This window comes from Streptomyces sp. NPDC086080, from assembly GCF_044540255.1.
Taxonomy (GTDB): domain Bacteria; phylum Actinomycetota; class Actinomycetes; order Streptomycetales; family Streptomycetaceae; genus Streptomyces.
This window is the reverse complement of record NZ_JBITRU010000054.1, coordinates 1-20,330: the sequence shown is the minus strand read 5'-3', so window position 1 is coordinate 20,330 and position 20,330 is coordinate 1. Positions and strand designations below refer to the sequence as shown.

The 20,330-nt window shown below is 72.8% G+C and carries 22 protein-coding genes and 1 pseudogene; 16 read left to right on the top strand and 7 right to left on the bottom strand.

All coding sequences use genetic code 11. The features are described 5' to 3' along the window. Window positions 1-20: 20 nt before the first annotated feature. The gene (locus ACIF9R_RS35785) at window positions 21-464 is read left to right on the top strand and encodes a YbaB/EbfC family nucleoid-associated protein (protein WP_399986896.1); all 444 of its coding nucleotides are present in this window, start codon (window positions 21-23) and stop codon (window positions 462-464) included. Window positions 465-528: 64 nt separating this feature from the next. On the opposite strand, the gene ACIF9R_RS35780 is transcribed toward ACIF9R_RS35785, so the two are convergent. From ACIF9R_RS35780 to ACIF9R_RS35765, 4 genes are all read right to left on the bottom strand, one after another. Next, window positions 529-891 (bottom strand): DUF1304 domain-containing protein, encoded by a 363-nt coding sequence (locus tag ACIF9R_RS35780; protein ID WP_399986894.1) that lies wholly within the window; start codon window positions 889-891, stop codon window positions 529-531. 104 nt (window positions 892-995) lie between these two features. Then, window positions 996-1,352 (bottom strand): peptidase inhibitor family I36 protein, encoded by a 357-nt coding sequence (locus tag ACIF9R_RS35775; protein WP_399986892.1) that lies wholly within the window; start codon window positions 1,350-1,352, stop codon window positions 996-998. A 135-nt stretch (window positions 1,353-1,487) separates the two neighbouring features. Continuing rightward, entirely contained in the window at window positions 1,488-1,823 is a 336-nt protein-coding gene (locus ACIF9R_RS35770) for a beta/gamma crystallin domain-containing protein (RefSeq protein ID WP_399986890.1), read from the bottom strand. A gap of 152 nt (window positions 1,824-1,975) precedes the next feature. Further along, the gene (locus ACIF9R_RS35765; protein ID WP_399986888.1) at window positions 1,976-2,332 is read right to left on the bottom strand and encodes a hypothetical protein; all 357 of its coding nucleotides are present in this window, start codon (window positions 2,330-2,332) and stop codon (window positions 1,976-1,978) included. A gap of 78 nt (window positions 2,333-2,410) precedes the next feature. On the opposite strand from ACIF9R_RS35765, the gene ACIF9R_RS35760 reads away from it, so the two are divergent. Both ACIF9R_RS35760 and ACIF9R_RS35755 read left to right on the top strand, forming a co-directional pair. Next, window positions 2,411-2,827: a prevent-host-death protein gene (locus ACIF9R_RS35760; protein WP_399986887.1), complete on the top strand. Its 417-nt coding sequence runs from the start codon at window positions 2,411-2,413 to the stop codon at window positions 2,825-2,827. Then, on the top strand, window positions 2,824-3,249 hold the full coding sequence (locus ACIF9R_RS35755; RefSeq protein WP_399986885.1) for a cytotoxic translational repressor of toxin-antitoxin stability system: 426 nt from the start codon (window positions 2,824-2,826) through the stop codon (window positions 3,247-3,249). The genes ACIF9R_RS35760 and ACIF9R_RS35755 overlap by 4 nt, the downstream gene beginning before the upstream one ends. A gap of 157 nt (window positions 3,250-3,406) precedes the next feature. On the opposite strand, the gene ACIF9R_RS35750 is transcribed toward ACIF9R_RS35755, so the two are convergent. Next, window positions 3,407-3,790 (bottom strand): helix-turn-helix domain-containing protein, encoded by a 384-nt coding sequence (locus tag ACIF9R_RS35750; RefSeq protein WP_399986883.1) that lies wholly within the window; start codon window positions 3,788-3,790, stop codon window positions 3,407-3,409. On the opposite strand from ACIF9R_RS35750, the gene ACIF9R_RS35745 reads away from it, so the two are divergent. From ACIF9R_RS35745 to ACIF9R_RS35700, 10 genes are all read left to right on the top strand, one after another. Next, window positions 3,673-4,023, top strand: a complete 351-nt coding sequence (locus tag ACIF9R_RS35745) for a zinc ribbon domain-containing protein (RefSeq protein ID WP_399986911.1) — start codon at window positions 3,673-3,675, stop codon at window positions 4,021-4,023. The genes ACIF9R_RS35750 and ACIF9R_RS35745 overlap by 118 nt on opposite strands. A 245-nt stretch (window positions 4,024-4,268) precedes the next feature. Beyond that, window positions 4,269-7,403, top strand: a complete 3,135-nt coding sequence (locus ACIF9R_RS35740) for a BTAD domain-containing putative transcriptional regulator (RefSeq protein WP_399986881.1) — start codon at window positions 4,269-4,271, stop codon at window positions 7,401-7,403. A 219-nt stretch (window positions 7,404-7,622) separates the two neighbouring features. Next, entirely contained in the window at window positions 7,623-10,652 is a 3,030-nt protein-coding gene (locus tag ACIF9R_RS35735; RefSeq protein ID WP_399986879.1) for an AfsR/SARP family transcriptional regulator, read from the top strand. Between the two features lie 187 nt (window positions 10,653-10,839). Further along, window positions 10,840-11,826, top strand: a complete 987-nt coding sequence (locus ACIF9R_RS35730) for a linear amide C-N hydrolase (protein WP_399986877.1) — start codon at window positions 10,840-10,842, stop codon at window positions 11,824-11,826. 459 nt (window positions 11,827-12,285) lie between these two features. Beyond that, window positions 12,286-12,651 carry a rhodanese-like domain-containing protein gene (locus ACIF9R_RS35725; protein ID WP_399986875.1) on the top strand — a complete coding sequence of 122 codons (366 nt, stop codon included), beginning with the start codon at window positions 12,286-12,288 and terminating at the stop codon, window positions 12,649-12,651. Further along, window positions 12,648-14,069 carry a rhodanese-like domain-containing protein gene (locus tag ACIF9R_RS35720; protein ID WP_399986873.1) on the top strand — a complete coding sequence of 474 codons (1,422 nt, stop codon included), beginning with the start codon at window positions 12,648-12,650 and terminating at the stop codon, window positions 14,067-14,069. The genes ACIF9R_RS35725 and ACIF9R_RS35720 overlap by 4 nt, the downstream gene beginning before the upstream one ends. Next, entirely contained in the window at window positions 14,066-14,647 is a 582-nt protein-coding gene (locus ACIF9R_RS35715; RefSeq protein ID WP_399986871.1) for a rhodanese-like domain-containing protein, read from the top strand. Before ACIF9R_RS35720 ends, ACIF9R_RS35715 begins: the two co-directional genes overlap by 4 nt. 5 nt (window positions 14,648-14,652) lie before the next feature. Next, the gene (locus ACIF9R_RS35710; protein WP_399986870.1) at window positions 14,653-15,513 is read left to right on the top strand and encodes a sulfite exporter TauE/SafE family protein; all 861 of its coding nucleotides are present in this window, start codon (window positions 14,653-14,655) and stop codon (window positions 15,511-15,513) included. A 214-nt stretch (window positions 15,514-15,727) separates the two neighbouring features. Then, entirely contained in the window at window positions 15,728-16,096 is a 369-nt protein-coding gene (gene trxA / locus ACIF9R_RS35705; protein ID WP_399986868.1) for a thioredoxin, read from the top strand. A gap of 41 nt (window positions 16,097-16,137) precedes the next feature. Continuing rightward, window positions 16,138-16,404, top strand: a complete 267-nt coding sequence (locus ACIF9R_RS35700; protein WP_399986866.1) for a metal-sensitive transcriptional regulator — start codon at window positions 16,138-16,140, stop codon at window positions 16,402-16,404. Window positions 16,405-16,496: 92 nt separating this feature from the next. Here ACIF9R_RS35700 and ACIF9R_RS35695 read toward each other — a convergent pair whose 3' ends face one another. Next, entirely contained in the window at window positions 16,497-16,775 is a 279-nt protein-coding gene (locus tag ACIF9R_RS35695) for a metal-sensitive transcriptional regulator (protein WP_399986864.1), read from the bottom strand. 944 nt (window positions 16,776-17,719) lie between these two features. Between ACIF9R_RS35695 and ACIF9R_RS35690 the strand changes: the two genes are divergently transcribed. Both ACIF9R_RS35690 and ACIF9R_RS35685 read left to right on the top strand, forming a co-directional pair. Continuing rightward, entirely contained in the window at window positions 17,720-18,301 is a 582-nt protein-coding gene (locus ACIF9R_RS35690) for a sigma-70 family RNA polymerase sigma factor (protein WP_399986862.1), read from the top strand. A 255-nt stretch (window positions 18,302-18,556) separates the two neighbouring features. Continuing rightward, on the top strand, window positions 18,557-19,585 hold the full coding sequence (locus tag ACIF9R_RS35685) for a sugar-binding transcriptional regulator (protein ID WP_399986860.1): 1,029 nt from the start codon (window positions 18,557-18,559) through the stop codon (window positions 19,583-19,585). 354 nt (window positions 19,586-19,939) lie between these two features. Here the strand turns inward: ACIF9R_RS35685 and ACIF9R_RS35680 are convergent, their stop codons facing one another. Next, window positions 19,940-20,080 (bottom strand): hypothetical protein, encoded by a 141-nt coding sequence (locus ACIF9R_RS35680; RefSeq protein WP_399986915.1) that lies wholly within the window; start codon window positions 20,078-20,080, stop codon window positions 19,940-19,942. A 52-nt stretch (window positions 20,081-20,132) separates the two neighbouring features. On the opposite strand from ACIF9R_RS35680, the pseudogene ACIF9R_RS35675 reads away from it, so the two are divergent. Next, a pseudogene (locus ACIF9R_RS35675) lies at window positions 20,133-20,330 on the top strand (transposase); the annotation flags it as partial.

The following is a 20,330-nucleotide window of genomic DNA, read 5'->3' as shown; positions in this document are numbered from 1 at the left end:
AGGAGCCGGAGGAGCCCGGAATGCCTGAGGAACTGCCCATCGACGACCGGGTCAAGAAGGCCTGGGACGACCTGCACGCCGTCGAGACGGCTGTCCGGCAGGCCGAGGAGGAGCTGCAGCGGGCGACGGTCACCGCCGTGTCGGCCGACGGGAAGGTGGAGCTGACGGTCGGCGCCCAGGGCGAACTCACCGCGATCGAATTCCCGGGCAACGGTCACCGGACCATGACGGGCGCGGAACTGTCGGCGTCCGTGCTCGACGCCGCCCGTCGCGCCCGTGCCGGGATGGCCCGTCAGGTCATGGAGACGTTCGACCCGCTCGCCGGAATGCTGTCCGGCGGGCCGGGAGCGGAAGGCCTCACGGTCGACTGGAACAAGATCTTCGGCGGGGCTCTCGAGGGATGCGACGAGCCGGCTGAGTCAGCCGCGATGAGCAGGCTCCGGGACGAGATCGACGAGGACTGACCCCCTGTTGCCCCGCGCCACGCCGGCCGCGGGGGCAACAGGGCGCGGTCACCGAGTCACCGAGTCACCGGGTCAGCAGGACCGCGCCGAGCGCCAGCGCTCCGGGCACCGCCTGCGCCAGGAGGATGCGCCGGTTGGCGGTGAGACCGCCGTACACACCGGCGACGACCACACAGACGAGGAAGAAGACCTGAACCCGGAACCCGGTCGGGTCCCCGGCGATCAGTCCCCAGACCAGTCCCGCCGCCAGGAAACCGTTGTAGAGGCCCTGGTTGGCGGCCAGGGGCGCGGTGGCCCGGGCCAGGGACGCGTCGAAGCCGGAGAGTTCCCGTCCCGGCTTCCTCTCCCACAGGAACATCTCCAGCACCAGGAAGTAGACGTGCAGCACGGCCACCAGGCCGGTCAGCACGTTCGCGGTCGTCTCCATCGGTGGGTGCCTTCCTCGGACTCGGTGGACGGAGTCGCGTGCGGCCCCCGGCCGCTTCCTTCGGAGGCCGCACGCGACGTCTTTCGGGCTCCCGGCGGCCGGGGCTAGTGGAACTTGAAGCTGGTCAGGTGGTCGTTGTGGATGGGCAGGGCCGCGGTGCTGCCCCCGGGCTCGTAGCAGCCCATGTCATACCCGTAGTTCTCGTGCCGGTACATGCAGACGGTCCGGTTGCTCCGGTTCCAGACCGACGTCGTACGGTCGTTCATGTAGCTGCCGACGTTGGGCGTGTCACGGTCGCTCGAGAAGAAGCGGCCTTCGTAGCTGCTGTGCTGCCAGATGCAGAAGTGCCCGACGGGACACTCGCTGTAGTGGGCCTGTGCCGCGGGGGCGTTGAGCGCCGTCAGCGCGCCGGCCAGCACGGTCGCGGACAACAGGACGCGGCGGAGCCGTGAACCTTTCACAGGGGTTCCTCTGGGTGCTCGGGCACCGGCGGGACAGCCGGCACTCGGTGGGTGGTGCGCGTCCCGGGCCCGCGCGCCGGGGCGGGAGGGCCCTCGGCCACGGCGCACGGTGAACCGGGTCCGAGACGCGTCGGATCAGTGGATCTGCAGGGCGTACAGGGGGGAGTTGAGGTTCTCGATGTCGCGGATCGAGGACCACTTCTCCATGACCCTGATCTCGTTGCCCAGCCAGACGTGGATCCGGTTGTTGCCGGACGTGATGCGCTCGACGTCGGCGAGACCGGTGAGGATGGTGCCCGCGTTGGCGAAGCACTTGGTGTTGGCGCCGCCGTTGTACCAGACCTTGACGAAGTCCGTCCGGTCGCCGCAGTCGGTCTGGTTGATCGCGGCCGCCGGGGAGGCGGGCAGCAGGAGCGTCATCGCGGCCGCCGCGGCCGCCGCGAGGGAGAGGCGCTGGGTGGAACGCTTCACGAAAGAATTTCCTTCTGTCGGTGAGATGCGGTGCCGGCAGAGCGGCACGGTTCTTGCCGGGGAGGAGAGCGGGAGGCGCAGCGTGCCAACGCCGTCACCGCTCCGGCCGGCCGGACGCCTGTGCGTCCCAACCGGCCTACGAGGAAAGGCAGTCACCGGTTCACCGTGCGGGGAAACCGGATGCGCGGTGCTGAATCCTCCAGGGTGAGGGAGCGGCAGCCCCGGCGGTGCGTGGGGCGGGCCGGTACGGCCGGGCTGGAGGGTGGGAAGCGGCGGACGGGCTCTCCCCCCAGCCGGTCAGAGCCCGAACGCTCGGTCCCGCCGCTCAGGAAGTCGTCGGCGGCCAGGGTCCGGACCGTGTTCTCCTCGGCCGGGTCCGCATCGGCGTCGATGCGCGGGAAGACGAGGACGGCGGCGCGGCGGCCGGCGGCCGGCTGATTCCGCTGCGCCGGGACGAGGCGGACGACCGGCGAATCTGGAGCAGCCGCGCCTCCAGCGACCGCACCCATGGCACGTACGTGAAGTACTTGACGTACGTGACGGATGAGTGCACGCTGGAGAGGTCGGGACGAACAAGGAGGCAGGTCATGGCCGCGGTCCACTACGAGAGCTACACCCAGGCCCGCACCCACCTGAAGGACCTCCTCGACGCGGCCGACGAGGGACGGGTGGCGACCGTACGCCGTGACTCCAGGCTCTCGGCGGTCGTGGACGTGGAGCGACTGCGCCAGTATCTGTCACTGGTGTGCCCCTCGAAGGCGGAGGTGGTCGCCGAGGCGGGCGGCTGGTCCGTCTTTCTGTCAGGCCTGCCGCTGGCCGCCGACGGGGCTACCTTCGACGAGGCCATAGGGGAGATGGTCCAGGTCCTTCGCGAGTATGCCGAGGACTGGCAGGACAGGCTGCGGACCGCACCCAACCACGCGGACAACTGGGGCCTGGTGCAGCTGATCGCTCTCAGCGACGACGGACAGCTGCGCGACTGGCTGGTGGGTGCTCCACGGTGACCTGGCCCCAGCCCGACCGTGAGAACCATGACCGTTTCTGCCGTGCCGAGAAGTGGGAACGCGTCCGGGACGCACGCGGGCGCACCGGCACCCATCACGTGACCTACGAACTCACCCTGCACGACGGCCGGATCCTGCGCACCAGAATCTCGCACCCGGTGGACCGCACCGCGTACGGCGCCGCGATGTGGCGACACATCCTGCGGGACCAACTGGACGTATGCGAGGACGATTTCTGGGCGTGCGTACAGCAGGGCGAGCTGCCTGACCGAGGTGCCCCCGAGCCGCCCAGCGAGGCCCTTCCCGCCGACTTGGTGCATCTACTCATCCACCGTGTGGGCGTTGGCGAGGACACGGTGGCGGGGATGACCAAGGACGAAGCGGTCGCGAGACTCCAGAAGTACTGGACGGACGGGAGCTGAGCCCTCACCCTCGACACGAATGGCGGGCCTCAACACCTGGGACGCACAGGGTAGGGCGAGTTCCCCGGGACGTCCGACGGCTTCGTCAGCGGTCAGCCTCGGGCTCCGAGCGGGCCGGCCGGACCGGGATCACTTATCCGTGCAGCAGCCCCGACAACTACGCCGCCGCACTGCCCCGATTGCCACTGGCCGGCATGCGTAGGGTGTGGTCGCCGAAGTCCGCGACCAGATCCAGCCTCCCACCGAGCGCCTCCACAAAGCGGGCGATAACGTCCAAGGTGGCGCCCTCACCATGTTCGATCTGGGAGATCCGGGCGATACTGACCCCCATCCGCGTCGCTACGTCCCGCTGGGCCAACCCTGACTGCTTGCGTGCCTCGGCGAGCTGGTGGCCCCGCGCCTCGGCGAGAAGCCGGCGCGACCCTGCCTCCACCTCGGCGGGCTCCGCACCGGCCGCGTACAGCTCCTGCTCCAGGACCTCCCAGTCCTGCCTGCCCCGACTGCGGGCACATCGCCAAGGAGAACCGCGCCACCCAGGCAAAGTTCGAGTGCACCACGTGCGGCTTCCTCGCGAACGCCAACGACGTAGGCTCGCTCAACGTGCTCAGCAGGGCCGGGCTGGTCCTCTGCGACGGTGCTTGGCCACCGACGCAGGAAGCCCGCCGCTTCGGCGGTGGGTGGAGTCACCTCCGCAAGAGTGTCTCGCGCCCCGAGGGCCGCGGGAGCACGGCGCGCAGGGGCATTGCAGTCGGTGTCATTGCCCGTCCCTGCTAATCTCCGCCGTGACGTGCGGGAATCGGACGACGGTGTCCTCACCGTTCCCCACACCGGCACCGCCGCACTACTCGGGCGGGCGGCTCACCCGCGACAGGGGTCGCGGAAGCCGCACAGGTGACCGGACGGTACGGCATCAGGCGTTCACCACAGTGGGTCATCGGGCCGTCCGCGCAGGGGGTACGGGGGTGTACGCGCGTCGAGTGACGCCGTTGAACGGCACGCCGGGGGGAACGGTGACGGCTGTGGGACATGAGCTCGACTTCGGGATGCTGGGTCCGCTGGTGGTGCGGCGGGCGGGCGTGGTGCTGGACCCCGGCCGGCGCAAGCAGCGGCAGCTGCTGATCCGGTTGCTGCTCGCCGACGGACGGGCGGTCGCCGGCGAGACGCTGTGCGAGGAGCTGTGGCCACCGCGGCAGGGCGGGAATCCGGGCGGGGCGACCGCCTCCCTCTACGCCCACGTCAGCAAGATCCGCGCCGTCCTGGAACCCCGGTACCGGCAGCGGGACTTCGAGATACTGGTCACCGAACCCACCGGCTACGCCCTGCGCGTCCCGCCCGGGAGCCGGGACACCGTGCGCTTCGAGCGCGCCGTGGCCGAAGCGCACCGGCTGCTCGGGCAGGGCCCGGCCGAGGGGGCCCTGCGCGAGGCCGAGCGGGCCCTGGGCATGTGGCGGGGTGCCGCGCTCGCCGACGCCGCGGACCAGCTGTTCGCCGCCGACGAGGCCGCGCGGCTGGACGAACTGCGGCAGACCGCCCGGGAGATACGCACCACCGCGCTGCTGCTGGACGGGCGGGTTCCGGAGGCCGTGGCGGCGGCGCAGGAGCTGACCGTACTGCACCCGCTCCGGGAGAGCGGCTGGGCCCTGCTGCTGCGCGCGCTGTACCTGGCGGGCCGTCACCCCGAGGCGCTGCAGCGCTATACGGAGCTGCGGCGGCACCTCGCCGACCAGCTGGGCCTCGGTCCCGGCCCCGAGCTGCGCGCCCTGCACGACGGCATCCTCCGCCACGAGCTGCCGCCGCTGATCACGGCCGACGGGGTGAAGGGGGCGGGCCCGGCTCCCGCCCCCGGCCCCGGCGGCGGGAGCAGCGGCGGAAACGGCGGTGAGACCAGCGGCGGAGGCGGTGGGAACAGCCGCGGAACCAACGGCGGAAGCGGCGGCGAGTACGCCGGTGGGACCGGTGACGGAACCGGCACCGGTGACGTGGGCGGGCTGGACGCTCCCGGGGCGCCCGCGGAGGAGGAGCGGGCCACGCCCGTCACCGCCGCCGATGCCGGCGGTGCCGCCGGTGTTCCCGGTGCGAGCGCCGACCCGGCCGACGGCGGTGTGCCGGGCGAGCCGCCGGTACTGGCCCGGCCCGCCCAACTGCCGAACGATCTCGGGGTGTTCGCCGGCCGGACGACCGAGGGCGCCTGGCTCTCCGCCCTGAGCGACGAGTCGGAGCCGGGGCCGGTCCCGGCCGCCGGTTCCGTCGTCGTCATCGGCGGCGCCCCCGGCATCGGCAAGACGACCTTCGCCGTCCACCACGCCCACCGGATCGCCCCCGCCTTTCCCGACGGGCAGCTCTTCGTCGACCTGTGCGGCTTCCACCCGCACGCGCCCGCCGTGGCACCCGGTGACGCGCTGTACGGCTTCCTCACCGCGCTCGGAGTCCCCGCCCCGGGCATCCCCGAGGACACCGCCGACCGCACCGCGCTGCTGCGCAGTCTGCTGGCCGGCCGGCGGGTCCTCGTCGTCCTGGACAACGCCCGCGACGAGGAACAGGTCCGCCCGCTGCTGCCCGCGGGGGACGGCTGTCTCACCCTCGTCACCAGCCGCAACCAGCTCACCGGCCTGATCGCGACGGACGGGGCCCGCCCGCTGCCGCTTCCGCTGCCCTCCCACCCCGAGGCCCACGAGACGCTGGCGCGGCGGCTCGGCGAGGAGCGGCTGGCCGCCGAGCCCGCGGCCGCGGCCGACATCATCCAGCTGTGCGGGCGGCTGCCCCTGGCCCTCGCCGTGGTCGCCGCCCGCACCGAGCTCGAACCCGCCTTCCCCCTGCACACCGTCGCCGACGAGCTGCGGCAGTCCCACGGCAGCCTGGACGCGTTCACCGGATTCGACACCACCACCGACGTCCGGGCCGTGTTCTCCTGGTCCTACGGGGCCCTGGACGAGCCCGCCGCCCGCCTCTTCCGGCTCCTCGCCCTCCACCCCGGCCCCGAGATCACCGCCCCGGCGGCCGCCGGCCTCGCCGGGCTCCCCCTCCCCGAGACCCGCCGCCTGCTCGGCGTGCTGACCCGGGCCTGCCTCGTCGGCCAGCCGCTGCCCGGCCGGTTCACCCTCCACGACCTCCTGCGCGGCTACGCCACCGAACTCACCCACGCCCACGACGGCGCCGACGAGCGCCGGCGGGCCACGCTCCGGGTCCTGGACCACTACATGTTCACGGCGCACGCGGCCGGCCGGCTGTTCGAGCACGAGACGGTGTCGGAACTCGACATCGGCTCCCCGTACCCGGGCGTCGTCCCGGAGGACCTCGCCGGCGTCGAACAGGCCGGCCGCTGGTTCACCGCCGAGCGCCGGGTGCTGAACGGCCTGCTGCGCACCGCGGTGCACCAGGGATCGGACCGCCACATCTCCGGACTGGCCTGGCTGCTGACGGGATTCGCGGACCGTCAGGAGTTCTGGCCGGAGGCGATCGCCGCCCTGACCCCCGCCCTGGAAGCGGCCCGGCGCCGGGGCGACCGCCGGGAAGAGGGACGCTGTCTGCGGTTCCTCGGCCACTTCCACGGCCGTCTGGAGCGTTTCGAACAGTCCCTGGAGGATCTGGAACTCTCCGCGCAGATCTTCGCGGATCTGGGCGCGCGCGCCGAACAGGCGCGCGTCCTGCACGACGTGGCGTTCACGCGCTACGAGGCCGGCGACATCCGGGAGGCCCTGGCGCCGGCCGAGCGGGCCCTCGTGATGGCCCGGGAGGCGGGGGACGACAGGTGTACGGGCCAGTGCCTCAACGGACTCGCCTGGCTGCACTGCTGCCTGAAGCAGCCCGGGCCGGCGGTGGCGTACGGCGAGGAGGCCGTCGCCGTGTTCGAACGCCTGGAGCTGCCGTTGTGGGTGGGCATCTCCCTGGACAGCCTGGGCTGCGCCCTGCATCTGCTCGGCCGGTACGAGGAGGCGGTGCGCACCTACCGGCGGGCGCTGGGGATCTTCGAGAAGCTGGGGAACCACAGGGACTTCACCGGCTCGCTGATGCGGCTGGGCGACACCCGTCTGGCCATGGGCGACCGGGAGGCGGCGGGCGCGGACTGGGTGCGTGCCCTCGGCATCGCGGAATCGCACGCGCTGCCCACGAGTGCCCGGGAGGTACGGGAGCGGCTCACCGCCCTGGACTCCTGAGCGGACACCGCCGGAGGGCCGCTCACGCGTGGCCGTGCGTCAGGTCCGTTGGACATGCCCGTGGAACGTGTCCGTTGAACGTGTCCATATGCAGAAACGTACCGCCTGGTAAGCGGCGCCACGGCGGCCCCACGGGTTACGGTGCGCGCCGTCCGGCGGTCTGCACGGACGGGACGGACGGGACGGACGGGACGGACGCGGGAAGGAGTACGGGCGGACATGGCAGGGCTGGACGGCACCCGGGACGAACCGTCCGCCGTCCCGGTCACGGCCGGGGAGCGCGGGCTGCGGGTCGCGGTACTGGGACCGCTGGTCGTACGGCGCGACGGCGTGCCCGTGGATCCGGGACGGCGCGGACAGCGGCTGCTACTGATCCGACTGCTGCTCGCCGACGGTCACGCGGTGGCCCCGGAGACCCTCTGCGAGGACCTGTGGCGGGGGCGGCCCCCGGCCGCGGCGATGCCGTCCCTGTACGCGCAGGTCAGCAGAGTGCGCGGGGTACTGGAACAACGGCGGCGCGGATCGCGGGACTTCGAGGTCCTGGTGACCGAACCGGCCGGCTACGCCCTGCGGATACCGCCCGGGGCCCGGGACACGGTGTGCTTCACCGAGGCGCTCACCCGGGCCCGCCGGGACCTCGCGGCCTCCCGGGCCGCCGACGCGCTGCGCGGTGTCGAGGAGGCCCTGGGCATGTGGCGCGGGGCCGCCCTGGCCGACGCAGTCGGCCATCCGTTCGCCCGGCCGGAGGCCGCCCGCCTGGAGGACCTGCGACTCGGCGCCGCCGAACTGCGCGCCGCCGCGCTGCTGCTGACCGGCCAGCTGCCACGGGCGGTGACCGCGGCCGAACGGCTGACCGGCCGGCACCCGCTGCGCGAGACCGGCTGGGCCCTGCTCCTGCGCGCCCTGTATCTGGCGGGCCGTGGCCCCGAAGCGCTGCGGCGGTACGAGGAGGTACGCCGGCACCTCGCCGACGCCCTCGGTCTCGACCCCGGTCCCGAACTGCGCGCCCTGCACGACGGCATCCTCCGCAACGACCTGCCACCCCTCACCCCACCCGACTCACCCCCGGCGGGCGACAGCACCCCGCAACCGTCCCTGCCACCCACCACGCAGAGCGCACAGCACACGGAACGGCCGACGCTCGCCGGCCTACCGGCCCCTCGGGAAGGCCGTCCCGCGCCGCTGTGCCGGCCCGCGCAACTGCCCGACGACCTGAAGGTGTTCGCCGGCCGGGAGACCGAGTCCGCCTGGCTCTCCGCCCCCGGGCTGCCGCCGGACCGTGACGGGCCGGGCGCGGCGCGCGTGGTGCTCATCGGCGGTTCCGCCGGGGTGGGCAAGACGGCCTTCGCGGTCCACCACGCCCACCAGGTCGCCCGCCACTTCCCCGACGGACGGCTCTTCGTCGACCTGTGCGGCTTCCACCCGCACACGCCCCCGCTGGATCCCGCCGCCGTCCTGCACGGCTTCCTCACCGCGCTGGGCGTCCCCGCGCAGCGCGTCCCCGAGGACACCGCCGCCCGCACCGCCCTGTTCCGCAGCACGCTGGCCGGGCGGCGCGTCCTGGTCGTCCTGGACAACGCCCGCGACGAGGAACAGGTCCGGCCGCTGCTGCCGAACGGGCCCGGCTGCCTGACCCTGGTCACCAGCCGCAGCAGGCTCACCGGACTCGTCGCGGGTGAGGGTGCCCGCCCCCTGCCCCTCGCCCTGCCCCCGGAATCGGAGGCGTACGAGATCCTGGCCCGCCGCCTCGGTCCCGCGCGCCTGCGTGCCGAACCGGAGGCTGCGGCCGCCATCGTCCGGCTGTGCGGACGCCTGCCGCTGGCCCTGGCCGTCATCGCCGCCCGCGCGGTCCTCAACCCGACCTTCCCGCTGAGCGCCGTCGCCGACGAACTGCGCGAGACCGGCGGCCGCCTCGACGCCCTCACCACCCTCGACGCCGGCACCGATCCGCGCACCGTGTTCTCCTGGTCCTACCGGGCCCTGGACGAGCCCGCCACCCGCCTCTTCCGGCTCCTCGCCCTCCACCCGGGGCCCGACATCACCGTCCCCGCCGCCGCCAGTCTCGCCGCGCTCCCCGTGGCCCGGGCCCGCCGCCTGCTCACCGAGCTCGCCCAGGTCCGTCTCGTCGAGCAGCCCGCGCCCGGCCGCTACGCCCTGCACGACCTGCTCCGCGAGTACGCCGCCGGGCTCATCCACGAGGCGGACACCGGTGCCGAACGCGACGCCGCCACCGCACGCGTCCTGGACCACTACGCCTTCACCGGCCACGCCGGCAACCGCCTGCTGAATCACGAACCCAGACCGGTGGATCCCGGCCCCCCCACCCCCGGCACCGTTCCCGAACGGCCCCGGGACCCGGGAGAGGTGGCGCGCTGGTTCACCGCCGAACAGCTCGTGCTGACCCGCGTGTTCCAGACGGCCGTCGCCCGCCGCCTGGACCGCCACGTCATCACCCTGGGCCGTGTCCTCAAGGAGCACCTGAACCGCCACGAACGCTGGTCCGAGGGCGTCGAGGTGCTCACCTCCGCCCTGGCGGCGGCCCGCCGGCTGGGGGACCGCGACGAGCAGGGGCGCTGTCTGCGGATGCTCGGCGTGATGCACGGTGAGATGGGCCACGGGGACGAGGCCGTGATCCACCTGGACCGTGCCGCCGCGCTCTTCGACGACGCCCCCGGTGGCCTGGACACCCTGATCGAGCGGGTCCGCACCCAGTACGCAGCCTCGTACGTGCTCGGCCTGCTCGGCCGCGACGCGGAGGCCCTGGAACGGGCGGAACGCGCGCTGGAACTGGCCCGCGGGACGGGGGACCCCCTGTGGATGTCCGACCCCCTGACCGCGGTGGCGAAGTTCCACACGCTGCTGGGCCGGCCCGAGCAGGGCATCGCCTACAGCGAGGAGGCCATCTCCGTGTTCCAGGGCCTGAACGCGCCGTGGCGTGAGGCGATGTGCTGGAACAACCTGGGCCGCGCCTACGGCGCCGTCGGCCGGCACCGTCAGGCGCTGGCCTCCCACCGCCGGGCCCTGACGGTGTTCGAGGAAGGCCACGACCGCAAGCACGTGATCAGGTCGCTGACGTGCATCGGCGACACCCACCTCGCGATGGGCGACCGGTCCGCCGCCCGGGCGGCCTGGACCCGGGCCCTGGAGGGCGCCGACGGCCCGGAGAAGGACACCTTCGAGGGCCTGAAGGACGTACGGGCCCGGCTCACCGCCCTGGACACGGAAGCAGCCGGCGCGGCCCACGTGTGATCCCGGCCCGGCCATGACCAGCGGCGGGCGGCGTGGCCCGCCGGCCCCTACGCCGCCGTACCGACCGGCGTGGCGGCCCGACCGAAAGGCCCGATTCACCCCCACTTCGCCATAATGCCCACTACGGGTGGGCCCTTCGCCCGCCGCACGGCAGGTCAGACGACGTACGTCCGGAAGGCAGTCACTCATGTGCACACGGGCACTTTGGGCCGATGCGGGCGGGGCCGTCCTTGCCGGGCGCAACATGGACTGGATGGAGGAGACGGGGACGAACCTCTGGGCGTTCCCGCGCGGCATGGCCCGCGACGACGGGCTCGACGGGACGCTGACCTGGACCTCCGCGTACGGCAGCCTGGTCGCCGGCGCGCACGATCTGATGACCGTCGACGGGTTCAACGAAGCCGGCCTCGCGGCCCATCAGCTGTTCCTCCCGGAGTCCGACTACGGCGAGCGGGACACGAGCCGCCCGGCGCTGAGCGTGGCGGTCTGGATGCAGTACGTCCTCGACACCTTCGCGACCGTCGCCGACGCGGCCGCCTGGATCGAGAGTTACCGGCTCCAGATCGTCGCGCAGCGCGACCCGTCGAGCGGCAAGCCGGTGACCCTGCACCTGGCGTTGGACGACCGGTCGGGCGACTCGGCGATCGTCGAGTACCTGGACGGGACACCGCGCGTCCACCACGACCGGGCCTACACGGTGGTCACCAACTCGCCCCCGTTCGACGAACAGCTCGCCCGCCTGCGCACCGTCGAGGGCCTGGGCGGCAGTGAGCCCCTGCCGGGCGGCACCGACCCCGCGGACCGTTTCGCGCGCGCGGCGTACTACCTGACCAGGCTCCCGCGGCCCGGCAGCACCACCGAGGCGGTCGCCTCCCTGCTGAGCGTGATGCGCAACGCCGCCCAGCCGTACCGCATCGCCGACCCCGACAAGCCCTACGCCTCACAGACCGTGTGGCGCACCGTCGCGGACCTGACCGACGGCATCTACGTCTACGAGTCCACGTCACGGCCCAACATCGTCTGGGCCCGCATGTCCGGCCTCGACCTCTCCGACGGCGCACCCGCGCTGAAGCTCGACCTGGCCCACGACACCGGTCTCACGGGCGGACTCGTCGGAGACGTCACCGACCGCTTCACCCCGGCCCCACCGATGCGCTTCCTGCCGGCGAGGTAGTTCCGCCAAGGGGACAGGGCAACCCGCCTCCGGCCAGGAAGACGGCACGCGGCGGCACTTCGGGCACGGACCACCCCGCCGCGCGGCACGGCCCCACACCCGAGGCCGCAGCGGTCCCCCTGGGCGGACGGCACGAACACCGGCACCACCGGGCCACGGCATGGACCGAGCCCGGCACCGGCACGAGCCCGGCTCCGCGGCGCTTCCCGGCCGTCTGCGGCAGGCGGCCGGGAAGCGCCCGCCACTCGGCCCGGAACCTGGACCGCCCCCGGCCCGACGGGCGGAGCGACGCGCCGGCCCGGTCACACCTCCGTTCCACCCTCCACCCGAAGACCCGGATACGTGAGGCACGTCACATCCGTATACCCCCCGGGGCATAAACCGGATCCTGTTACGGTTGAGCTCAGGCATACCCCCCCCGGGTATCACGCAGCCTATGTGAGCAGGAGTTCCCCCCGCATGGTTCCCGAGATCGACCAGCAGCGGTTCGCCGAGGTGCACGCGGCAGGCGCCCTCGTCGTCGACGTCCGCAACGGTGGCGAGTACCGCGCCGGCCACGTCCCCGGCGCCCGGTCCGCACCGCTCCCCAATCTGTCCCTGGCCCTCGCCGGACTGCCCAAGGACCGGCCGGTCTACGTGATCTGCCAGAGCGGCGGCCGCAGCGCACAGGCGACCTCGCTGCTCCGTGACCTGGGATACGACGCCCACAGCGTCGGCGGCGGCACCGGCGCCTGGATCGACGCCGGGCGCCCCGCCGCCACCGGCGACGCGCCCGGTGCCCCCACCGCCTCCACCGCCCCCGCACTCTCCGAGGAGACGCGATGATCACCGTTCTGCCCGTCGAGACCCCCGGCCTGGGGGACCGCACCTATCTCGCCCACGACGGTTCCGTGGCCCTGGTGGTCGACCCCCAGCGCGACTACGACCGCGTCACCGCGCTGGCCGACGCCGCCGGAGTGCGGATCACCCACGTGTTCGAGACACACATCCACAACGACTACGTCACCGGCGGCCTGGCCCTGGCCCGCGAGGTGGGCGCGCAGTACCTGGTGAACGCCGACGATGAGGTCTCCTACGAGCGGACCCCGGCACACGACGGTCAGGTCATCGAGGTCGGCGACACCATGCGGGTGCGGGTGATCCACACCCCGGGCCACACCCACACCCACCTGTCCTACGCGCTGGAGGCCGGCGGGGAGCATGTCGCGGTGTTCACCGGCGGCTCCCTGCTCTACGGCTCCACCGGGCGTCCCGACCTGCTGGGCCCTGACCACACCGACACCCTGGTGCGGGCCCAGTGGCGCTCGGCACGCCGGCTGGCGCAGGAGCTGCCGGACGAGACCGCCGTCTACCCCACCCACGGCTTCGGCTCCTTCTGCTCCGCGACCCAGGCCGCCGGGCTGGCCAGCACCATCGGCGAGGAGAAGCGCACCAACACCGCGCTGACCGCCGACGAGGAGGCCTACGTCGAGCAGCTGCTCGCGGGCCTGGACGCCTACCCGGCCTACTACGCCCACATGGGCCCGGCCAACTCGGACGGACCCGGCGCGCCGGACCTGTCCGCGCCGTCCGTGGCGGACCCGGCCGAGCTGCGGCGCCGGATCGACGCCGGCGAGTGGGTGGTGGACCTGCGCGACCGCACCGCCTTCGCCGCCGGACACCTGGCCGGCAGCCTCAACTTCGGACTGGACGGCCAGTTCGTCACCTACCTGGGCTGGCTGATCCCGTGGGGCACCCCGGTCACCCTGCTCGGCGAGACCGCCGGGGACGTGGCCGAGGCCCAGCGCGAGCTGGTCCGCATCGGCATCGACCGCCCGGCCGCCATGGCCACCGGCGGCCCGGAGGACTGGGCCGGCGGCGAGCCCCTGGCCGCCTACCGGCAGGCCACGTTCGCCGGTCTCGAGGCCGCCTGGGCCGGCGCCGACGACCTCGTCGTCCTGGACGTGCGCCGCAACCAGGAACGCGACGAGGCGTACATCCCCGGCTCGGTGCACATCCCCGTCCACGAGGTGCCGGGCCGCCTCGGGGAGATCCCCGAGGGCCGCGTCTGGGTGCACTGCGCCGGCGGATACCGCGCCGGAGTCGTCGCCGCACTGCTCCACGCCCGTGGCCGTGACGTCGTCGCCGTCGACGACAGCTTCGACAACGCCGTCGACCTGGGGCTGTGCGCCCTGCCCTCCCGGAACCCCGAAACCTCCGAGAACCCCGAAACCTCCGGCAACCGACAGGAGATCAACGCGTGACCGCCCCCACCCCCCGCAGCCTGACCATCGACGAACTGCGCGCCCGGCTCGACTCGGCCAACCCGCCGCGTCTGCTCGACGTCCGTTCTCCCGCCGAGTTCGAGGGCGCGCACATCCCCGGCGCGTACAACGTCCCGCTGGACACCCTGCGCGAGCACCGCGAGGAGCTGACCAGGCACCTGGACACCGACGTGGTGCTGGTGTGCCGCTCCGGCCAGCGCGCCGGCCAGGCCGAACGCGCCCTCGCCGAGGCCGGGCTGCCCGGTCTGGCGGTCCTGTCGGGCGGCATGACCACCTGGGAGAAGTCCGGCGCCCCGACCAACTACGGCCAGGAGCGCTGGGACATGGAGCGCCAGGTCCGCCTGGTCGCCGGCTCCCTGGTGCTGGTCGGCGCCGTCGGCAGCTTCCTGGTCCCCGGACTGCAGGCGCTGTCCGCGTTCGTCGGTGGCGGACTGGCCTTCGCCGCCCTCAGCAACACCTGTGCCATGGGCGTGATGCTGTCGAAGATGCCGTGGAACCGCACATCGTCCTTCGACCCGCGCAAGGCCGTCGCCCAGCTCGCCACCACGGGCAGGTGACCGTCATGACGCTGACGCTCGTCCTGGTCCTCGCGCTGCTGGTGGGCCTCTCCCTCGGCCTGCTCGGGGGAGGCGGCTCGATCCTGACCGTGCCGCTGCTGGTCTACGTCGCGGGCATGGACGCCAAGGAGGCCATCGCCACCTCTTTGTTCGTCGTCGGCGTCACCTCCGCCGTGGGCATGATCAACCATGCCCGCGGCGGGCGGGTCCGCTGGCGCACCGGCGTCATGTTCGGAGCGGCCGGTATGGCCGGCGCCTATACCGGCGGGCTCCTCGGCGGCCACATCCCCGACGCGGTGCTGCTGGTCGCCTTCGCGGTCATGATGATCGTCACCGCCGCCGCCATGCTCCGGGGCCGCAAGAACGTCGACCCCGACCGGGCCCACAAGCAGCTCCCGGTGGGACGGGTCCTGCTGGACGGCGCGGCCGTCGGCCTGGCCACCGGCCTGGTCGGCGCGGGCGGCGGCTTCCTCGTGGTCCCCGCCCTGGCCCTGCTGGGCGGCCTGTCCATGCCGGTCGCCGTCGGCACCTCACTGCTGGTCATCGCGATGAAGTCCGCGGCCGGTTTCGCCGGCTACCTCTCGACCGTCCAGATCAACTGGGGCCTGACCCTGGCCGTCACCGGGTTCGCTGTCGTCGGCAGCTTCGCCGGAGCCCGGCTGGCCGGACGCGTCCCCGCCCACGTCCTCTCCCGGCTCTTCGCCTGGTTCGTGCTGGCCATGGGCACCTTCGTCCTGCTCCAGCAGGCTCCCGCCCACATTGCCGTCCCGATCCTCGCGGCCCTCGCCGCGCTGGGCGCCGGTGCGGGCGTCTGCTACGGCTTCGTCGCCCGCTGCCCGCTGCGACGCGCCGTGCACCGGGCCTAGGACCCGGCCCCCACGCCCCCGCTCCGGCCCACCGCTGCCCCGGCGCACCGTCCCTCGGCGCGGCAGGGCAGCGGCATCCCGGGGACACCCGTACCTTGTCCCCGCGTGGCGGACGGCACCGGAGCGCCGGGGGAATGTCCCGACCCATCCCCGCGTTCTTTACCCCAGGGGGTATAAGAAGCGATACTCCGGTCCCATCGGAAGGAAACCGTCCATGAGCACCGTCGACCTCACCGCAGCCGACTTCGAGAACACCGTCACCGGCAACGACATCGTCCTCGTCGACTTCTGGGCCTCCTGGTGCGGACCGTGCCGGATGTTCGCCCCGGTCTACGAGAAGGCCTCCCAGGCCCACCCCGACATCGTCTTCGGCAAGGTCGACACGGAGGCCGAGCAGTCCCTCGCCGCCGCGGCGAACATCACCTCGATCCCCACCCTGATGGCCTTCCGTGAGGGCGTCCTGGTCTTCTCCCAGCCCGGCGCGCTGCCGCCGCAGGCCCTGGACCAGCTGATCACCGGCGTCCGCGAGCTCGACATGGACCAGGTGCGCGCCTCCCTCGCCGCCCCCAGTCCCGGCCGGTGACCCCAGCCGGTCCCCGAACCGTCCGCAGAGAGGAACACCCCATGGTCCAGCTCCCCACCGACCAGGTGCGGTCGGCCACCAACCGGCTCAAGCGCGCCCAGGGCCAGCTCGCCGGCGTTGTGCGCATGCTGGAGGAAGGACGCGACTGCGAGGACGTCGTCACCCAGCTCGCCGCGGTCAACCGCGCGCTGGACCGGGCCGGCTTCGCCATCGTGGCCGCCGGCCTCAGGGAATGCCTGACCCAGGAGGGCGGCGCCGACAGCCTGGACACCCAGAAGATGGAGAAGCTCTTCCTGTCCCTCTCCTGAATGCTCTGCCTGCCACCCGGCTCCGGGGCCGGGCGGCGGACAGAGCGTTCAGCACGGTTCTCCGTCGCGAAGGTCTCAGGCCGGCGAAGGTCTCAGGCCAGCGACAGGAACAGCTTCTCCAGTCGCGCCCGCATCTGGTCCCGGTCCCCGGCCGCCTGGGCACCCTCGGCCATGCACTGCTGCAGCCCCGTCGCGATGATCGCGAAACCGGCCCGGTCCAGCGCCCGGGAGACCGCCGCGAGCTGCGTGATCACGTCCTCGCAGTCCCGCCCCTCCTCGATCATCCGGATGATCCCCGCGATCTGCCCCTGCGCCCGCCGCAGCCGGTTGAGCACGCTCTTCAGCTCGTCGGCCGCCATCTCCAGTTCCACAGATCCTCCTCATAGATACCCCATAGGGTATTCTATCCGGTTCGGCACGCCTCCGGACAAAGAAGCGAAAACAGCCTCCCGGCACATGAGCGCCCCCGGCATTCCCCTCGACCGCCCGCACCCCTGCCTGCCCCCGCCCTGCCCCCGCTGAAGACGGTAACGGTACGCGGCGAACTGCCGATGGTATGCGCCTCCCTCCGGCAGCAGCCGCTCCGGCACCCCCTGCGCACAGCTCGCCGGGGCAGGGGAGCCGGGTCGTTCACGTATGTGTACCGCGTCCGCAGGGGACCTGGCGCAGGGAAATTTCGGAAACGGCCCTCCGGCAGCGGCAGGAGCGTGAGGTCCGAGGCCACCTCGGAGAACGGGACACTGCCGTCCCGCCCGGGTCCCTCCAGTACCACCATCCCGACGCCCAGCCCGTGCCGCCGGCATCGCGACGGTCTTCTCCACCAGCAGAGACCGTTCCCCCTCCACCGACACGCCGCCTGTAACTGCCGCAGCCTCGTCAGCGGTCGTCGGAGCGGTGGTACGGGCGTCCTCACCGAACACCCCGCGAACGCACCGAACAGCGTGTCCTGACCCGCCTTCCCCCGGTCCGCCCTCACCGGAAGCAATCAACAAGGTTCATGGGATAGCGATTTCGCTCATTCATGCACAAGGAAAGCCGCCTCGGCCGTCCGGATGAGCTTCCCTCCGCGTTCCCGGACCTGTCCCCCTTCCACGCGATGACCCATCAGGTGACATTTCGCCACTGAACGGACTGCGGACGTCGCGAGCGGAACCTCTCGCCAACCCCCCGCGATGACGCGACAAGGTGCGGCGGCCGACCGCGACAAGAAGACGACAAGGTTTGGCCAAGCCCTTCCGGAGAGTGTCGCCCCATGCTGCCGCCCTCGGGCGGCAGCCACGCCACAGATTCACCGGAAGACGATTGGTCACCACCCATGAACGGGACTTTGGAGGCAGGGACCGCCACCCCCGCCCCGGGCCGGGCGCACCCCCGGCACTCCTCGCCGGACGTCGACTACGACACCTTCGTCCGGACGGTCTACGACCGCTACGGGCCCCTGCTCCTGCGGTATGCGACACGGCTGCTGGACGGAGACTGGCACAAGGCGGAGGACATCCTCCAGGAGACGGCGGCCCGGGCCTGGAAGCACGCCCCCTACCTGGGCACCCGTGACGAACTCGTCCGGCCGTGGCTCTTCACCGTGGTCAAGAACCTCGTCATCGACCATCACCGCTCCCGGCAGATCCGGCCGCTCGAGCTGCGGCCGGCCGAGGAGCTCGACACCGCCTGGGAGACCCCGGAGACCCTGCTCACCCTGCATGTGGTGCTGGAAGCACTGGAGGAGCTGACGGAGCAGCAGCGGACCGTCATCAGGCTGATGTACTACCTGGAGTGCAGTGTGGCCCAGGCGGCCGAGCACCTCGGTATCCCGCCCGGCACCGTCAAGAGCCGTGCCTTCTACGCCCTGCGGGCCCTGCGCAAGGCGCTGGAGGAGCGGGGCATGGTCGGCACCTGACGGGGCGGGTGAACCGCCCACCGCACCTCGTCGTAGAGCGACGTGTGGACAACGGGGCTCATTCCGACGGACCGCCACGGCGTGCCCTCCCCCGGCCGCACGTGGCACGGCCCCGGCGGCCCCTGCCGGCCGCCGGGGCCACCCCGCCGGCCTCACCGGACCCGTCCACCCCTGTTGTCCGGGCACTCCCCCGGGCAGGACCGCCCCGGAGCCGGGCCACGCCCGCCGACCGGACCGACTGAAGGCGAGTGAACTGTGAGGACGGCACCCGTCGAGGACGCACCGGAGGACTCCTACGCCGAGTCGCTGCTCGCGGCCGTCATCGCGAAGCGTTTCTATCTGGAGAACGCCTCGAAGGTGGACATCGGGCAGGAGATGGGCCTGAGCCGCTTCAAGGTGGCCCGGCTGCTGGACCTGGCCGTCGCCCGCGGCATCGTCCGTATCGACATCGCCTTCCCCACCGCCCTCGACACGGAGCTGTCCGACGCGCTCGCGAGCCGCTACGGGCTGAGGCACGCGATCGTGGTCGCCCCGCACGCGGACGACACCGGCGGGCCGGAACCGTACACCCGGCTGCTCGCTCCCCCGGCCGCCCATCTGCTGACCGGCCTGCTGCACGAGGACGACGTGCTCGGTCTGGCCTGGGGACGCGCGGTCACCGCCGTCAGCAGGGCGTTCACCCGGCTGCCGCCCTGTTCGGTGGTCCAGCTCACCGGCGTGGACCCGCAGCGCCCGATCACCGACGCGTCGGTCAAGGCGGTCCGTCTGGCCGCCGCCCTCTCCGGAGGCGCCGCCCATCCCCTCTACGCGCCGCTGGTCCTGCCCAACGCCCTGACCGCGACCGTGCTGCGCAGCCAGCCGACGATCGCCACGGCGCTGGACCGGCTCGGCGCGCTGACCACCGCGGTGCTGCCCATCGGCGCCTGGGGCCCCGGCCTGTCGACGGTGCACGACGCCCTGTCCGCACCGGAGCGGCGCCGCCACGCCGAACTGGGCGTGGTCGCCGAAACGGCCTCGCTGCTGTTCGACGCCCAGGGCAGACCGGTCCGCACCGACCTCGCCGACCGGGTGATCGCCGTGGACGCCGAACAACTGCGGCACACACCGGAGGTCATCGCCGTCGCGGGCGGCCGGGAGAAGGCCCGCGCCGTGCGCGCGGTGCTCGGGTCCGGCCTCCTGACCGGCATCGTGACCGACGCCACGACGGCTCGCGCCGCACTGTCCCGCGAGTCCTCCCCGCCGGTCCCGAGCCGTACCGGCGCTCCGTTCAACCGGCAGGCCTGAGCTGGTTCTTCGCGGCCCAGCGGCTCCGGTTCAACGTTCACCCATGATCGTGAACCGGTATACGGGGCTCCTCGTAGGGAGCAGTGACGTCCGGGTGCGCAAGGGCCCTTGACCGGTCGTCAGCCCTGCTGGATGTTGTGGCGGCAGCCAGCAGGGCGGCCGGGCCACCCGACGCCCGGGACACCGCCGCCGTGGCCCTATTACGACGTAATAGCCCGGCGCGTCGAGCGCACACCGTGGACAGCCTGGCCCGGGCCGAGGCGCCCACCTATTACGGCGTAATAGCTCCGGCACGTCGAGCGCACACCGCAGGCAGGCGGGTCCGGGCCGGGCCCGGGCCAGGGCGTCCACCTATTACGGCGTAATAGTCCGGGCGCCGGCGTCCGGTCCGGCCGCCAGACCGGCCGCACGCAAGGCCCGGCCGCCGAGATCCGCGCACAGGTCGACGACGCCGCCCCGCTCGCGCGCACCGGCCGCGGTGTCCGCCTCGTACACGGTGACCTCAATGCCGTGGCGCTGCAGGACGCGGGCACAGACCAGTCCCGCCGGACCGGCGCCGATGACGGTGACCGTGTCCCAGGACGCAGCCGGGCGCTGGCATGTGTCCCTGCTCGTCGAGGACCCGTCCGTGAAGCCGCTCCCCGCCACCAGCGCGGCCGTCGGCATCGACGTCGGGCTCGACCACCTGCTGACCCTCTCGACCGGTGAGAAGATCGCCAATCCCCGGCATGAGCGGCGCGACCGT

What these genes read in the sequence shown, in the direction of transcription:
- ACIF9R_RS35760 (WP_399986887.1), top strand. Translation starts at nt 2,411, where the DNA reads ATGGCCGCGGTCCACTACGAGAGCTACACCCAGGCCCGCACCCACCTG.
- ACIF9R_RS35785 (WP_399986896.1), top strand. Translation starts at nt 21, where the DNA reads ATGCCTGAGGAACTGCCCATCGACGACCGGGTCAAGAAGGCCTGGGAC.
- ACIF9R_RS35710 (WP_399986870.1), top strand. Translation starts at nt 14,653, where the DNA reads ATGACGCTGACGCTCGTCCTGGTCCTCGCGCTGCTGGTGGGCCTCTCC.
- ACIF9R_RS35735 (WP_399986879.1), top strand. Translation starts at nt 7,623, where the DNA reads ATGGCAGGGCTGGACGGCACCCGGGACGAACCGTCCGCCGTCCCGGTC.
- ACIF9R_RS35725 (WP_399986875.1), top strand. Translation starts at nt 12,286, where the DNA reads ATGGTTCCCGAGATCGACCAGCAGCGGTTCGCCGAGGTGCACGCGGCA.
- ACIF9R_RS35730 (WP_399986877.1), top strand. Translation starts at nt 10,840, where the DNA reads ATGTGCACACGGGCACTTTGGGCCGATGCGGGCGGGGCCGTCCTTGCC.
- trxA (WP_399986868.1), top strand. Translation starts at nt 15,728, where the DNA reads ATGAGCACCGTCGACCTCACCGCAGCCGACTTCGAGAACACCGTCACC.
- ACIF9R_RS35690 (WP_399986862.1), top strand. Translation starts at nt 17,720, where the DNA reads ATGAACGGGACTTTGGAGGCAGGGACCGCCACCCCCGCCCCGGGCCGG.
- ACIF9R_RS35780 (WP_399986894.1), bottom strand. Translation starts at nt 891, where the DNA reads ATGGAGACGACCGCGAACGTGCTGACCGGCCTGGTGGCCGTGCTGCAC.
- ACIF9R_RS35720 (WP_399986873.1), top strand. Translation starts at nt 12,648, where the DNA reads ATGATCACCGTTCTGCCCGTCGAGACCCCCGGCCTGGGGGACCGCACC.
- ACIF9R_RS35765 (WP_399986888.1), bottom strand. Translation starts at nt 2,332, where the DNA reads ATGGGTGCGGTCGCTGGAGGCGCGGCTGCTCCAGATTCGCCGGTCGTC.
- ACIF9R_RS35700 (WP_399986866.1), top strand. Translation starts at nt 16,138, where the DNA reads ATGGTCCAGCTCCCCACCGACCAGGTGCGGTCGGCCACCAACCGGCTC.